Below are 13,751 nucleotides of genomic sequence, written 5' to 3' on the forward strand. Positions count from 1 at the left end.
GAGTTTCACCGCGGCAGGGCGCCATCGATGCCGGCGCCGGCCGCCGCCAGAAGCGCCGCCGCCACCGTCGCGGCGCTGCGTGCTTTCGGGCCGTGTTCGGGCCAGGCGAGGCGGCGCCTGATGGTCAGGGCCGGTACTTCGCGCGCGATCTCGATGAGATGGCCAGCGTCCAGATGGCGGCGCAGCACCAGTTCGCTGGCCAGCAGCGCACCCATGCCTGCAATCGCCGCTTGCGCGGCGATGATGGTCAATCCGAAGCTCGGACCCTGGTCGATGTCCTTCCTTTGCCGCGCCGCAGCAACGAACCAGTCCCGCCAGTTGGGGTAGACATCGTCGCCCATCATCGGGTCGATATGCAGCAGCGGCATCCTGTCCAGCACTTCGGCCCTGTCCGGCCCGGCACGATCCTGGACCAGCGTCGGTGCGCAGGCGGGGATGACCCGCTCGGTGAAGAGGTCGAGTGCGGCGATATCAGATGCCGATCCCTTGCGATAGCTGATGGCAAGGTCCACACCTTCCTCGGCCATGGCATCGAGCGCAACGGAAGCGACGATGCGAACCTCGAGCCGCCCCAAGGCCGGCCGCACCATGGCCAGGCGCGGCGCCAGCCAAAGCGAGGCGAAAGACGGATCGGCCGAGATGGTGAAGGTTTCGGCCTGTCGTTCGAAGCGCAGCCGGCGCATGCCGGAGGCCAGCGCATCGAAGCCGCGATCGATATCGGGCAAGACGGCCTCGGCGGTACGGGTGAGCACGATGCCGTTGCCCTCGCGCCGGACCAGCTTGACGCCCAGCCGTTCTTCCAACTGCCGGATCTGGTGGCCGATAGCGCCGGGCGTGACGCCCAGATCCTCGGCCGCGCGCGTCAAGCTGCCGGCTCTGGCGGCGGCCACCAGCGCCCGCAACCCCGACAGCGGTAAATCCCTAAGCGTCGTCATGTTTTGAATTTAGCTCAAAGCTTGGAGAAGGGAACTCGTTTGATTACGGGATTTTCCTTGCCTAGGCTGGTCGAAGGAATTCAACCGCAGGGGACGCCAGATGCTCGACACGCCAAAGCAACAGCAAAGACATGCCGTCGCGCCGATCCGCGCCATGCGCGCGGAAGGCGCACGCATTGCCGTCGAACTGGCGGACGGCCGATCGGCAAAACTCTCGACGCGCTGGCTGCGGTTGGCCTGCGAATGCGGGCAATGCGGCGATACCGCCTCGGGCAAGAGGTGGCTGACGCCGGCTGATGTCGACAAGGCAATCCATGCGGAAAGTTTCGATGTCTCCGTGCCGGGGCTGGTCACGGCCATCTGGCAGGACGGGCATGTGTCGCATTACGATTCGACCGTCCTGGCGGGTCATGCCGGCGGCTCGGGTCCGGCCCGTTTCCGGCCGCAACTTTGGAATGACGATCTCACCGCACGGCTCGGTCGCTTCGCCTTCGACACGGTGGTCGCGAATGACGAAGCGCTGTTCCAGTCGCTCCGGGCGCTAAGGGACAATGGCATCGCGATGCTGACCGGCGTTCCGGCCGAGACGGAAGCAACGGCGCGGGTCGCGGGCCGCTACGGGCCGATCCGCGAGACCAGCTACGGCAAGGTGTTCGATCTCATCTCGCGGCCCGATGCGCGGGTGGCGGGCGAGACGGCGCGGGCGCAGATCCCGCACACGGACGAGCCGTTCCGCTACGCGCCGCCGGGCTTCATCTTCTTCCACGCCATCCGCACGGGCGCCGGCACCGGCGGCACCTCGCTGATGGTCGACGGCTTTCATGTCGCCGAACTGATGCGGACGCGCACCCCCGACCTGTTCGATCTCCTGACGCGGCACGGCGTTACCTTCCACCGCGAACATGAAGGCGAGGTGTTCTTCAGCGCCGAGGCGCATGTCATCAGCCTAGATGCCGCAGGCGCGGTCACCGGCATCCGCTACAATGACCGCTGCCTGGCGCCGCAATGGGCGCCCCTTGACCGGATCGATGGGCTGATCGAAGCGCTTGCCGAACTGACGCGGCTGATCCGCGATCCCCAGAACCAGTTCCAGCACCAGTTGCAGCCGGGCGAAGTGCTGGTCTTCGACAACCAGCGCGTCCTGCATGGCCGCAGCGCCTTTGATCCAACGCTTGCGGTGCGGCATCTGAGAAGCTGCAACATCGACCGCGACGGTGTGCACAGCGCCTTTCGCTCGCTGGCCAGACGGTTCGCGCCCGAGGAGGCCGAGGCGGTGCTGTATCAGGGGGCGATTTTTTGAGGCGCATTGATATTCAGGTGATGCCGGTCTGCAAACGATGGTTTCCTGCGCTTCCGGTGCTCATGTACCCAAAAGTACGCTTCGCTCCGGTTCTCGGAACCCACCGTTTTCGACTCGGCCTGACCTGAATCTCAACACGCCTTGCAGCGCGCTCCTCTCGACTTGAGATGACTTCTCTCAGTTGAACCACAGCGCGAACGTCAAAAATCCGCCGCCGCCGAACTCGCGCTGGATCTGGTCGAAATCCTCGCTGGTCAGGATCCTGCCGCTTTCGAGGTAGGGCGCGATGCCGGGGCCGGTGATCGACAGCATCAGGTCGAAGTTTTTCGGTTCGTCGAAGAAGCGTTTCATGTTGATGCCTTTGCCGGTGATGCGGAAGTGCGGCAGCAGCGCACGGCCCTCGAGCAAATCCTCGGCCATGGTCAAGGCGGCGAGCCAGGCTTGAACCTGTTCCTCGCCGACTTCGAGGCCCGTCAGCGGGTTTGCACCCTTCTGCTGCGGGCCGGGCAGCCATTCGCGGTCATTGTCGGTCTCGGCGCGGATCGCCTTCCAGTCCTCGCGCGACAGCCGGATCATCTCGAGCAATTCCTGGCGCGCCGCCTTGCGGCGTTCCGGCTCGACCACCGGCCAGTTGATCATGTGCACCATCGAGATGAAATCGGCGATGCGCCATTCCGAGGAGAAGATGTTCGAGCCCATCTCGCTCGGCGGGGGCACGAGAATATCCTGCAACGGCAGCCTGGCGCGCGGGAACAGCATGTGGAAGGAGCCGTCGAAAGTGTTTTTGAAATCATGCGCCAGCCAGAAATCGGCCTGCGCCATCAGGAACTCGGCATAGCCCTGCAGCCAATAGCCGTCGGCGCGGTCGAAGCGGAAGGTGAGCGCGGGTGCGCTATCGCCTTGCGAGATGCTGCCACGCGACAGCGCGGCCATGATCGCCGCCATGCTCTCATCCGGGGCGATGGTGCCGTCCTCGTTGAGGTCGATGCCGACATGGGTGAGGTCGATGACCATGCCGATATCGGCATCGGCCGGCACCGAGCCCAGCGTGGTGGCGGATTTTTCCAGCCGGTCGCGGAAGGTGACCAATATGGCGCGGAACTGTTCGTAGGTCAGCGGCTCGGGGTTCGGATTGGGCCGCACCGGCAACTGCATCAGCGGCAGCATGAAGGATTGCGGGCTTTCGAAACCGTGCCGGTGCAAACCGCTGGCGAGCAATTCAAGCGCCGTGAAGAATTCGCCGGCGCCGGCGGCATAGGCCGATGCCGGATCTTTCGGTGCGGCCGCCTCCAGCGTCGACAGGGCGCTGTCGCGCGCCGCCACGGTCTTGGCCTGGAACAGTGCGGTTGCCGCTTCGGGCATGGCCGCGCCGGCGGAAGACAAGGGCAAAAGCACAATGAAGGCGGATGCCAGCAGGCTCGAAATTCGGTTCATCTTTTCCCCCAAAACTATGTGTCGCGCCGAGCAAATATACACCATTTGCGGCGTCGCGCCCGCCGGTGTCGGTGTGGCCCAGCCGGTCATCGTCGAAGATGTGCGATTGTCGACCCACACGCTTCAACCTGTCCGGCAGACCGTCTACACAAGGCAAACGATTGGACATTGCGTGTCGAACTATCCGCTTTCCTACAAATTGTCCTGGCTGCCGCGTTTCCTGAAACCGTCGCTTGGCGGTGGCGCCGATGGGTTTGCGCCAGCGTCGGGAACGCTCATGGAGCCGCTACCCGCACAGACCGTGCGGCTGGCCTTCGTCGGCGACATCTCGGCGGTGGCCAACCGCGGTGCGCCGGACTGCGACCCGGCGATCAAGGCGCTGCTTGGCGGCGCCGACCTTGTGATCGGCAATTGCGAAAGCCCTGTCGTGGACAGGCCAAGCGCGGTGCTGGGCACCAGGCTCGGCACGCACCACGCGATGAGCGAGCGCTTTCTGGCCGAGGCGCTCGCCGCGACCGGTCTTGCGCGCGAAAGGCTCGTGCTTTCGCTGGCCAACAATCATGTGCTCGACCAGGGCGTCGCGGGTTTCGACGAGACGGTGGCGGCACTGAAGCGGCTCGGCATCCGCACCATCGGCCTGGCCGCCAATGGCCCGGTGCAGATGGTCAAGGTGGGGCCGCTGGATGTCGGCCTGGCGGCCTTCACACTGTGGCGCAATGCAGATGAGAGCCTGTTTGCCGGGCGCGTTTCGATGGCCAGCGATCCAGAAAGCTGGCCGCGCGTCGATCTTCTCTGCGCGGTGCCGCATTGGGACTGGGAGTTCCGGCATTTTCCGCGCGCCGGGACGCGGGCTTTGGCCAGGCGCCTGGCCGGGCAGGGCGTCGGGCTGATCGCCGGCCATCATGCGCATGTGGTGCAGCCGGTGGAACGAATGCGCGACGCGATCGTCGCCTACGGGCTCGGCGATTTCCTTGGCACCGCGCTTGCCCGCCAGCGGTGGCCGGGGCGCATTGGCGGGATTTTCGTCGTCGATGTCAGCGCCGATGCGGGGACGCGTGGTGCTGTAGCGGCTTACCGGATGCATCCGTTCGTGCGGCTGCGGGGCAAGGGCCATGAGCGGCTGGTGCCGGTCGAGGGGTTGGACGGTGGGATGCGGGGAAAGTTCGAGCAGCGGCTGAGGGCGATCTTTCCTTCTCCCCTTGTGGGAGAAGGTGTCGCCGAAGGCGACGGATGAGGGGTGCTCCAGGGAATGCCAGCGTCTCACTCCGCTGGAACACCCCTCATCCGTCTCGGCGCTGACGCGCCGATCCACCTTCTCCCACAAGGGGAGAAGGAAGAAGCGCCATCCGTCTGGCGCCGCTCCTGCAAAACCAGCTATCATGAATCTGTCGAGGCAGCGGGGGTGGCGGTGGAAACAGCGGATTTCATGCCTGATGAAACTGTCATCGCCGGCATCCGGAAGAATATCGAGGCCTATGAGGCGGCGCGGGCCTCGGCGGCGCGGCAGGTGCGCTGGCGGGTGCCGCTGTTCGTCGGCCTGACATTGGCGGCGGTGGTGGTGATCGCCTGGCTGTTCAACAAGGTCGCCGACCCCAACGAGCAATGGTTCTCGACGCCGCATGTGTTCCTCTATTTCATCGGCTTCGCCGCCTCGATCCTGCTCTACTTCCAGGCCATCAAGCCGGCGACGCGGCTGCAGCAATCGTTCCGCGACACGCTGCTGCCGATCATCTTCGGCTTCATCCGCGAGGTGCGTTACCAGCATGGCGGCAGGCCGAACTCGTTCGACCGGCTGCCGCGCGAGGCGGTCGGGCCTTTCAACCGGCAAGCCTTCGACGATGTCGTTTCCGGGCGCTACGAAGAGTTTCCATTCGAGCTTTACGAAGCCGAACTGCGGGAAGGGACCGGCAAGGGCTCATCGACCGCCTTCAAGGGCGTCATCGTCGCCTTCGAGGCTGTCGAGCCGTTCCCGGGAATCCTGGTGGCGACGCGGCGCACCAACGCTGTCGTCGGCTTCTTCCGCGGCCTGTTCGGGTCCAAGCTGCAGGAACTGTCGTCGGGTGAGCCGTTGATCGACGCGGCTTATGAATTCCGCACCGACAATATCGAGGCGGCACGGCCGCTGGTGACCGGCCGGTTGGCGCAGGCGCTGAAATGGCTCGGTGAAACCTGGCCGGACGATCCGGCCCGCGTCGCCCTCAATGGCGGGGACGGTTTCCTGCTGTTGCCGCAGGCGAAGAATTTCTTCGAGTTGCCTGAGATTTCGGTGCCGCTCGACTACACCAGGCATGTGGCGCCGATGATCTCCGACATGGGCGCCATGCTGGCGACGGCCGCACTGGTGCGCAAGATCGGTGTGAAGGACGAGGCAGGTTGATCTGCCGACTCGTCGTCAGCAGTCGAAGCCATAATTCTCACGATAATAGTCGACGTCTTCCTTCGCCATTGTCTTGAACAACACACAGACGGTGAAGCTGCCGACTTGGCGGCCGTTTTTGGTATAGCCCCAGTCGGAAACATCGTTGCGGGTGAATTCGAGTTCCTGGCCGGCCACGACGTTGTGGACGGCCTGCGGTTCGTTCGCCAATGTTCCGGCAAACCCGGTCGCGGTCCGATGGAAGGGGATGATCCAGAAATGTTCCGAGGTGTCTCCGTCCCTGACCTCGACTTTCAATTTGTAGTCTGACGTTCCAGCTGGTGGTGCGTCCGACAATGCCAGGAATTGATCGAGGCTGGCGCGCGCCTGGGCAATGGCCGCCGTCATATCCGGGTCATCCCTGGCGACGTTAACGACCTTGTCGTCGCCCTGCTGGGAATCTTGCGCCCTGGCCGAAATCGGAGCCAAGGCCAACATCAGGGACAGCATGGTGCGAACCGCGAGCTTCATGAGCTTCCCTTTCCACAATAGTCGACACCATCGTGCATCGGTTTCGGGTTTTCAACCGACGGATGGTGTTCGTCCGGCGTTTCACCGATCCATGAAACAAAATTTGTCCCGATGGACTCCCATCAGGCTGTTTCGTGATGTCGGGCGATGCGGATTGCGGCAGTGGCGTGATGGTTGGAGGCCGTCCGCCGCAATCCGGTTAAAGGACTCTATTCATGGAATGAAGTGCGCTCATCGGGGAAACCGAGACGCTTGGATGTCACACCGGCCGCAAGCAATGTGTCAGAATTAAGCCTCTGATTTTGTTTGCAAAAATTCATCCAACGTGATTTGCAGCCAGCAGGCTTTGCGGCCAGTGTCGGCTCGTTCGGTGCTGTCGTCGTTGCCCAAGGCGACGGCCCGGAAAACTGAAACAGCACGGAGTGCTATCGATGAAGAAGACCCTCGCAACCACCGCCGCTCTGCTCGCCTTCCTCGGCACGGCCTATGCCGCGTCCGTCCAGGGCACCATCCAGGCGGTCGACCCGACGACCAAGTCGATCACGCTCGACGATGGCAAGATCTACCAGCTGTCGCCGGAAGCGAAGATCGGCAAATTGAAGGTCGGCGCCAAGGTGGCGGTAACTGTCGACGACAAGACCGGCATGGTGACGTCGATCAAGAAGGCTTCGTAGAGGCTTCGCCCTTCTCCCCACGGGGAGAAGGGCCGGCAGGCGGATGAGGGGCAGCGCAACCCAGCGAGACTAGCCCCGTGATGTCGGAACATCAGCCACCGTGATGCCGAAGTGGCGCCACGGCTCTGCCCAGCCCCCCTATGGTTTTCGCCAAAGAGCCGCGCTATCCCTTGGGCAACGGGGGATCCGCATGGCTGACGAACGGAAAGGGTTTCGCCTGTCGCGCCGGTTGGTGCTCGGCGCGGCGGTGGTCGGTGGCGCGGTGCTGTGGGGCGGCACCACCATGGCACGGCTCGCGCGCGGGCCTTCGGGGCCGAAGAATGCCGGACGTATCGCTGATATCGACGGCATAGCCCTGCCGCTGAAGCCACCGGAGAATGTCCCAGCCTTCGATCCCTCGCTGCCCTGGTCGGCCAGGGGCGGCGATATCAACGATGCCAGCGGCCTGTCGCGGACACCGGTCTATGGCGTGGTCGAGGTCAGCGAGGAAGATCATATCGCCAAGGCGTTGGCCTTCGCACGCGCCAACGGGCTGAAAGTATCGCTGGCCGCAATCCGCCATTCGATGGGGGGGCATGCCTTCGACGACAACGCCCTGGTGCTCGACCTCAGGAAATTCAACAAGGTCACCGTCGACGCGGCGGCCATGACCATGACCTTGCAGCCGGGCGCGCGCTGGCATGATATCCAGAACCTGCTGCATCCGCGCTTCGCGGTGAAGGCGATGCAATCGACCGACATCTTTTCAGTCGGCGGCTCGTTGTCGGTCAACGCGCACGGCATGGACCATCAGGCGGGCTCGGTGGCCGGCTCGATCCGCTCCATGCGGGTGATGCTGGCCGACGGGTCGGTGTCCACGTGCTCGCCGAGCGAGAACACGGACCTGTTCCGCCACGTCGTCGGCGGCTACGGCCTGTTCGGCGCGGTGCTGGAGGCGACGCTCGATATCGTCGACAACGTGGTCTACCGCACCTCGCGCGAGATCATCAGATCCGACGATTTCCCGAGATTCTTCGCCGATGTGCTGGAGCCGAACAAGGATATCGGCCTGTTCTACGGCCACCTGTCGACGGCACCCGGCAATTTCCTCGAGGACATGATCGTCTATCGCTACGACAAGGTGGCCGACCAGCCGCCGGCCGACCAGCCTGAAATCGGCGAACCGGAGGGCGTCGGACTGAAGCGGGTCATCATCAACCTGGCGAAATTGGGCAGCGTGTTCCAGGAGCTGAAGTGGTTCACCGAAAAGACGCTGGAGCCGAAGTTCGAAAGCTGCACGGTGGCGCGTACCTCCGCCATGGCGCAAGGCGAGGCCTGCCTCGTCACCCGCAACAATCCGATGCACGATTCGGTGCCGTATCTGTTCAACGATTTGGCTGACGAAACCGATATCCTGCACGAATATTTTATTCCACGCGCCGCCTATGTCGGGTTCATCAACGAAGCCCGCGAGATCCTGCGCAACCAGTCTTTGCCGGTGCTCAACGCCTCGGTGCGCATCGTCCACAAGGAGGATGTGGCGCTGACCTACGCGCCGGAGCCCGCCTATTCGCTGGTGCTCTACATCAACCAGCCCACCGATGCCGACGGCAATGCCAGGATGCGGGCGCTGACACGGGCGCTGATTGATGTGACGATCAAGCATGGCGGGCGCTTCTTCCTGCCCTACCAGTTGCATTACACGGCCAGGGAGTTGCTGGCCTCCTATCCCGAACTGCCGGCCTTCCTGGCCGCGAAGCGGCAACATGACCCGACGGAACTGTTTTCCTCGACCTTCTATCGTGCCATCAAGGCGCTGAGCGGGGTGGCGTAGGAGCAGTTCCAGGAAAAGCGTGAAGTGGTTTTTCCGGGAAACCGCGCAGCGCTTTCCCCAGGGAACTGCTCAGGAATAGAGCAGGAGAACAATCAATGCGTATGGTATCAGCGGCGGCCCTCACTCTTATCGCGCTGTGCGCTGGGCCGGCAGGGGCCGAGGACCTCAAGGCGTTCAAGCTGACCATCGACGGCGTGGCGGTCGATATCGATCCCGGTGAGAGCACGACCATTACGCTGCCCGGCGGCAAGCAGAGCAAGGTGACGCTCGAGCGCAACGACTTCGCCACCTTTTCCGGCGACAGTTTCTCCTTCGTCCATCCGAGCGGCATTTCGGTGACCAAGACTGATCTGGGCGAAAACATCACGCAATATCTGATGGCCTCGGCGCTGGGCACGATCGTCGTGGTGCAGGAATACGGCAAGATGAACCCGGTGTCGCTCAACCAGCTGATGCTGCAGGAGATGACCAGGGAATCGGTGCAGGCCGGCGCGGAGCTGACGCAGCAGCCGACGACGCGCAAACTTGCCGACGGCAAGGAACTGACCGGCATCCGCGCCGAGGTGAAGACGCGCACCGATACCGCTCATTTCGAGATCGTCGGCTTCGGCCTCGCCGATCAGGGGCTGTTGTTCATCACGCGCGTTGCCGGCGAGGACGCGGCCACGGAACAGCCGCTGATCGACAAGTTCTGGGAGAGCCTGAAGCTGAAGATGTAGGGGCTACAGTCCCGTCGGCACCAGGCCGGCCAGCCAGTTCACGGAACGCTTTGCCGCGTCGGCGGTCGCGGAAGCCGCGCGGCCGAGATCGGTCTTGACCACGGCATAGCCGTTCTTGGTGCGGTAGAGCACGCCGGTTCCGCCATCGACGACCTGCTCATAGGAGACGGGCCGAGCAGCGTCCGCTTCGACCGCCGTTGTCGGCGAACCGACCGGGACGCTTGGCCGATGGCTCAATTCCGGCGGCAGCGGGCTTTCGCTGCGAACGACCCTGTCGGCCGGCTTCAGTTCCGGCTGGGATGCAATCGCGGCCAGATGCGAGGATGACGACGAGCCCTTGGTGCGGCAGATGCCGGAGACCAGCGGATAGTCGAAGTTGCGCTCGTGCAGGATCTGGCTCTTCATCGCGGCTTCGCACTCGGCGATGCTCGACCATTTGGCGGGCGTCTCGCCGATATATTCGCACAGTTTGGCGTCGCAGTCGCAGCCGACAATGGTCATGGCGACAAGGGCGGTCTTGATCACGGTCTTGTCCCTTCGAGGTGCCCCAGCGCCCATTCGGTGCATGCCGGGCTTTCAGGCGGCTTGCACCCTCCATCGCGCGCGAACAAGGCGGGATTTTGCCGCGATTGTGGAATGAGCATGGCGGCGCGTGCCTATTGGGCTGCCGGCAAGGTCCGTTTGAGAAAACTGGCGATCAGCCGGACCACGTCTTGCGGGCGCTCGACCTGAGGGATGTGGTTGACGCCATCGAGAACGGCCAGCTCGGCATGTGGAAACAGCGAAGCGATCTCCTTGCCCTGTGCGAGGGGGGTGGTCGTGTCATCTCGCCCCCAGATGACGAGAACCGGCGGCGTGAAGGCGCGATAATTCGCCCGATTGGCGGCAAGCGATTTCCGCTCGTCATTGTAGAGGCCGCTGAGCAGCCAGTGGCCAACGGCATTGGTGGTGCCCTTGACGTTCAAAGGGCGCGTGTAGATCGCAATGCGCTCCGCCGTGACGAGATCGTCATTCTCGATGAACTGGCGCAAACCGAACCCGGTCATGAACGGATTGGTGAAGGTCGAGGCGGTCAGGAGCTGGCGCGGCCAGTCCCTGTCGAGCAGGGATGCGAACGGCAAGGCCGGCGCCTCGGTCTGGCCGAGGCCAAGCGCCGCGTCGAGCAGGATCAGCGCGTCGATACGATCCGGGGCGGAGAAAGCGGCCTCGATCACACCGCCGCCACCATAGGAGTGGACGCCGACGCTGAAATGGCGAAGGCCGAGCGCATCGGCGAAGCCGAGGACGCGCTTTGCGTGGGCGGCGCGCGAATAGTCCTGGTTGGCAGGTCTTTCCGAATAGCCGAAGGGCGGCATGTCGACCGCGATAACGCGAAAGCCCTGCTCGCCCAGCGGAGCGGCGATATCGCGGTAGGTTTCGGCCCAGGAGGCCGTGCCATGGAATAGAAGCAGGGGTGGCCCGTCCTGCGGGCCCCAGACCTGATAGTGCATCTTCAGCCCGTCGACGGTCGCGAACAAGGATCCCGGCGGAGCGGCCTCCTGGGGTGACCGCGTTTCGCGCAAGGCCGCGGCGCCGCGAAAGCCGATGGGCACGACAACGATCAGCACGACCAGCGTGAGTGCGAGCCAGCCGACAATCCGGATCAATCGACGCATGGCTAAAGCGCGTCGCGTTGAAACGGATTCATGCGACGCTCTTTAGGTCTTTGTTTTTATGCATGTCGTTCTCCCAAAACCGAGGTCACTTTTGGGCGACATGCATTGGGCTGTCGCCTCAGTAGTCGTAGACATGTTCGAGCCTGGCGCCGGCCTTGATCAGTGACGGCAGCACCAGATGCAGCTTGCGTACGGCAACGACCATGCCGGTGCGGCGTGTCGCGGTGTCGGCCGGCAGCGGATAGCTGAACAGGATGCGCATGCCTTCGGGAACGGCGATCGAGTCGGTCGAGAGCATCGTGACCATGATCTCGTCATTGCCGCCGATCTCGACGAAGGAGACACCCTTGTCGATCAGCCGCGGGATCATGTCGGTGAAGACCTGATAGCGCTTGGTGACGAAGATGGTGCCGTCGGCTCCCATGTCTCGTTCCAGCAAGGTGTCGGGCTCGTTGCGGGTGGCTTCGCCGACCGGTCCCTTGGCCCAGACATGGATGTCGAGGAAAGCCGGGTCGGAGGTGGCGGCGAGCGCCTGCTTTATCAGGCCGGCATAGCCCTGCTTGATGGTGTCGGCGAGACCGAAGGCGAGCTTGCGCTCGCTTGTGCGGACGGAACTGTCTCCCGGCGCCGGCCGCACGGCAAACAGGCCGGCGCGTTTCTCGCCATAGGGAAACCGGTACCACGGCACTTGGTCCAGGAAGGCGGCGTATTCGGCCGCCACCTTGGCCTGGTAGATGTCGGCGGCGGTGCGCTTGGCCGATGTTGCCTCGGTGATGCGGCCGACCGTGTTCTCATAGGCCCATTGCAATATATGCTCGATCGAGTGGCTGGTGCCGATGATGACCAGCATCTGGTGGTTGGCGTAGTTGAACTTGTAGGGAGAACTGGCGCGGATCACGGTCGCGTAGTCCTGCCAGAAGCGGCCGACATAGGACCAGTAGGGAAAGCCGCTCGGCTGGTCCTTGGCGACGAAGCCGGCATATTCGCGCGCGGCATAGACGATCGCCCATTCCGGATAGGTGAGGAAGGTCGATTCCTCGGGCCGCTGGTAGCCGGGGATCTCAGCGCGGACCTTGTCGGCCAGCGCCTTGGGTGGCGCGCCATCGGCAATGCCGGGCAGCGGCGTCTTGTCGAGCGACGGCGTCGTCAGGAAGCCGTAGGCGAGCCCCGCGATCGGGATCAGGATGACGATGACGATCAGCCAGAGGACCGTCTTGATGAGGCGCTTCAGCCAGCGGAACAGGAGCATGGCCGGTCAGGCCGTGGCGAAGTGGTCGTGTATGCGCTTCGACAGCCAGAAACCGACATAGACGGCGAAGCCGCCAATGACGATGTGCGGCAGGTTGGCGAAGAAGCGGGCAGGGAATTCGATGTCGTTGAGGGAGCGGAAGCCGTTGATGAAGATGCCGGCGTCGAGACAGCCGGAACCGGTGATCAGCCCGAGTACGCCGTCGAACAGATAGACCGAGCCGAACAGCTTGAAATAGAACACCGCCTGGCGATGCGAGATGAAGGCAGCGGCCAGCGCCCAGACGCCCGAGAAGGCGTGCAGCAGGTCATCGTACCATTGCAGTGAAAACAGGCCGAACAGATTGCCGTTGGCATCGTTGAACGCCGGTATGTAGCCGATGGCGACGACGGCGAAGAACAGGAAGGCATAGCCAACGGCAAGCTTCTGGATGAGCGTCATGAAGTCTCCCCCTTCTACGAGCTCGTTTTCAAACGGACTCTGACGACATCGAACGTTAGCCGATTTTGCCGCCGGTTGCAGCCCCAGCCGAAAACACCGTAAAAATTGTGGGAAACAGATTTCAAGGACAGTCGGCGCCGGGATTTCTCCCAGCGCCTCCCTGTCAGATCAGGACACGGTCGCGGCAGCAACTTCCGTAAAGTCGTCGCGCCATGCCGGCCTTGATTTTGACGGTCCTGCCAGCCGCCACCCGAAGGCAGCGTCCGTTCCAGACCACGCCGGTCTTGGCCCTTGCAGGCCTTGCCCTGCGTGCCATCGAAGGTTTTTGCCGTCCTTCATGGCAGCATCGGTCCGCCGTCGGCGTTGGCACGCTTTCCGCGGCCCCGTAGGTCTCGGCTACCGTCCCTCAAAACAGGCAAGCCTGCTCTCGCTTCGGGCCGTACGGGCCTCAGGAAATCCGCCTTTCACTTCCGCCTTTCGGCTTGGCGATCGGTAGCCGCCTGAGATGGGGTTTAACGTACGCCGGGTAAGGGTCTCGGGAAATGGCCACGAGCCTGTGGATAGCGGGATTATCGGGGACCGTTTGCCGCAAGCCCGGAATTCCGGCGCTGGCTGCCTTAGACAGCCTGCCCGCTTTTCAATGC

Annotated in this window: 13 protein-coding genes; 6 read left to right on the forward strand and 7 right to left on the reverse strand. The window is 63.5% G+C overall.

What is annotated here, in order from left to right:
- Positions 1-5: 5 nt before the first annotated feature.
- The gene (locus EB815_RS11725; protein WP_081295143.1) at positions 6-935 is read right to left on the reverse strand and encodes a LysR substrate-binding domain-containing protein; all 930 of its coding nucleotides are present in this window, start codon (positions 933-935) and stop codon (positions 6-8) included.
- Positions 936-1,035: 100 nt separating this feature from the next.
- On the opposite strand from EB815_RS11725, the gene EB815_RS11730 reads away from it, so the two are divergent.
- Positions 1,036-2,235: a clavaminate synthase family protein gene (locus EB815_RS11730; protein WP_056578868.1), complete on the forward strand. Its 1,200-nt coding sequence runs from the start codon at positions 1,036-1,038 to the stop codon at positions 2,233-2,235.
- A 177-nt stretch (positions 2,236-2,412) separates the two neighbouring features.
- Here the strand turns inward: EB815_RS11730 and EB815_RS11735 are convergent, their stop codons facing one another.
- Entirely contained in the window at positions 2,413-3,669 is a 1,257-nt protein-coding gene (locus EB815_RS11735) for a hypothetical protein (RefSeq protein WP_056578866.1), read from the reverse strand.
- Between the two features lie 172 nt (positions 3,670-3,841).
- Here EB815_RS11735 and EB815_RS11740 point away from each other — a divergent pair, with 172 nt between their 5' ends.
- Both EB815_RS11740 and EB815_RS11745 read left to right on the forward strand, forming a co-directional pair.
- A complete protein-coding gene (locus EB815_RS11740; protein WP_056579025.1) occupies positions 3,842-4,903 on the forward strand; it encodes a CapA family protein in 1,062 nt (353 codons plus the stop codon).
- 192 nt (positions 4,904-5,095) lie between these two features.
- Positions 5,096-6,046: a DUF3137 domain-containing protein gene (locus tag EB815_RS11745; protein ID WP_056579022.1), complete on the forward strand. Its 951-nt coding sequence runs from the start codon at positions 5,096-5,098 to the stop codon at positions 6,044-6,046.
- A gap of 15 nt (positions 6,047-6,061) precedes the next feature.
- On the opposite strand, the gene EB815_RS11750 is transcribed toward EB815_RS11745, so the two are convergent.
- Entirely contained in the window at positions 6,062-6,556 is a 495-nt protein-coding gene (locus EB815_RS11750) for a YegJ family protein (RefSeq protein ID WP_056578863.1), read from the reverse strand.
- Between the two features lie 431 nt (positions 6,557-6,987).
- Here EB815_RS11750 and EB815_RS11755 point away from each other — a divergent pair, with 431 nt between their 5' ends.
- The 3 genes from EB815_RS11755 to EB815_RS11765 all read left to right on the forward strand — a co-directional run bounded on the left by EB815_RS11755 (position 6,988) and on the right by EB815_RS11765 (position 9,762).
- The gene (locus tag EB815_RS11755; protein ID WP_027047290.1) at positions 6,988-7,230 is read left to right on the forward strand and encodes a DUF1344 domain-containing protein; all 243 of its coding nucleotides are present in this window, start codon (positions 6,988-6,990) and stop codon (positions 7,228-7,230) included.
- A gap of 190 nt (positions 7,231-7,420) precedes the next feature.
- Positions 7,421-9,043, forward strand: coding sequence for an FAD-binding oxidoreductase (locus tag EB815_RS11760; protein WP_056578860.1), 1,623 nt, complete (start codon positions 7,421-7,423; stop codon positions 9,041-9,043).
- Positions 9,044-9,138: 95 nt separating this feature from the next.
- On the forward strand, positions 9,139-9,762 hold the full coding sequence (locus EB815_RS11765) for a hypothetical protein (protein ID WP_056578857.1): 624 nt from the start codon (positions 9,139-9,141) through the stop codon (positions 9,760-9,762).
- Positions 9,763-9,765: 3 nt separating this feature from the next.
- Here EB815_RS11765 and EB815_RS11770 read toward each other — a convergent pair whose 3' ends face one another.
- The 4 genes from EB815_RS11770 to EB815_RS11785 form a co-directional block, all read right to left on the reverse strand.
- Positions 9,766-10,287, reverse strand: coding sequence for a hypothetical protein (locus tag EB815_RS11770; RefSeq protein WP_056578854.1), 522 nt, complete (start codon positions 10,285-10,287; stop codon positions 9,766-9,768).
- A 131-nt stretch (positions 10,288-10,418) separates the two neighbouring features.
- Positions 10,419-11,417, reverse strand: a complete 999-nt coding sequence (locus EB815_RS11775) for an alpha/beta fold hydrolase (protein WP_081295144.1) — start codon at positions 11,415-11,417, stop codon at positions 10,419-10,421.
- A 118-nt stretch (positions 11,418-11,535) separates the two neighbouring features.
- Positions 11,536-12,666 carry a hypothetical protein gene (locus EB815_RS11780; protein WP_056578849.1) on the reverse strand — a complete coding sequence of 377 codons (1,131 nt, stop codon included), beginning with the start codon at positions 12,664-12,666 and terminating at the stop codon, positions 11,536-11,538.
- Positions 12,667-12,672: 6 nt separating this feature from the next.
- Entirely contained in the window at positions 12,673-13,107 is a 435-nt protein-coding gene (locus EB815_RS11785; RefSeq protein WP_056578846.1) for a DUF4383 domain-containing protein, read from the reverse strand.
- Positions 13,108-13,751: the final 644 nt, after the last annotated feature.

The organism is Mesorhizobium loti, from assembly GCF_013170705.1.
GTDB classification, from domain to species: Bacteria; Pseudomonadota; Alphaproteobacteria; order Rhizobiales; family Rhizobiaceae; genus Mesorhizobium; species Mesorhizobium loti_D.

Coding starts and splice junctions, on each gene's coding strand:
- EB815_RS11725 (WP_081295143.1), bottom strand. CDS start 935: ATGACGACGCTTAGGGATTTACCGCTGTCGGGGTTGCGGGCGCTGGTG.
- EB815_RS11745 (WP_056579022.1), top strand. CDS start 5,096: ATGCCTGATGAAACTGTCATCGCCGGCATCCGGAAGAATATCGAGGCC.
- EB815_RS11735 (WP_056578866.1), bottom strand. CDS start 3,669: ATGAACCGAATTTCGAGCCTGCTGGCATCCGCCTTCATTGTGCTTTTG.
- EB815_RS11785 (WP_056578846.1), bottom strand. CDS start 13,107: ATGACGCTCATCCAGAAGCTTGCCGTTGGCTATGCCTTCCTGTTCTTC.
- EB815_RS11765 (WP_056578857.1), top strand. CDS start 9,139: ATGCGTATGGTATCAGCGGCGGCCCTCACTCTTATCGCGCTGTGCGCT.
- EB815_RS11760 (WP_056578860.1), top strand. CDS start 7,421: ATGGCTGACGAACGGAAAGGGTTTCGCCTGTCGCGCCGGTTGGTGCTC.
- EB815_RS11750 (WP_056578863.1), bottom strand. CDS start 6,556: ATGAAGCTCGCGGTTCGCACCATGCTGTCCCTGATGTTGGCCTTGGCT.
- EB815_RS11755 (WP_027047290.1), top strand. CDS start 6,988: ATGAAGAAGACCCTCGCAACCACCGCCGCTCTGCTCGCCTTCCTCGGC.
- EB815_RS11780 (WP_056578849.1), bottom strand. CDS start 12,666: ATGCTCCTGTTCCGCTGGCTGAAGCGCCTCATCAAGACGGTCCTCTGG.
- EB815_RS11775 (WP_081295144.1), bottom strand. CDS start 11,417: ATGCGTCGATTGATCCGGATTGTCGGCTGGCTCGCACTCACGCTGGTC.
- EB815_RS11730 (WP_056578868.1), top strand. CDS start 1,036: ATGCTCGACACGCCAAAGCAACAGCAAAGACATGCCGTCGCGCCGATC.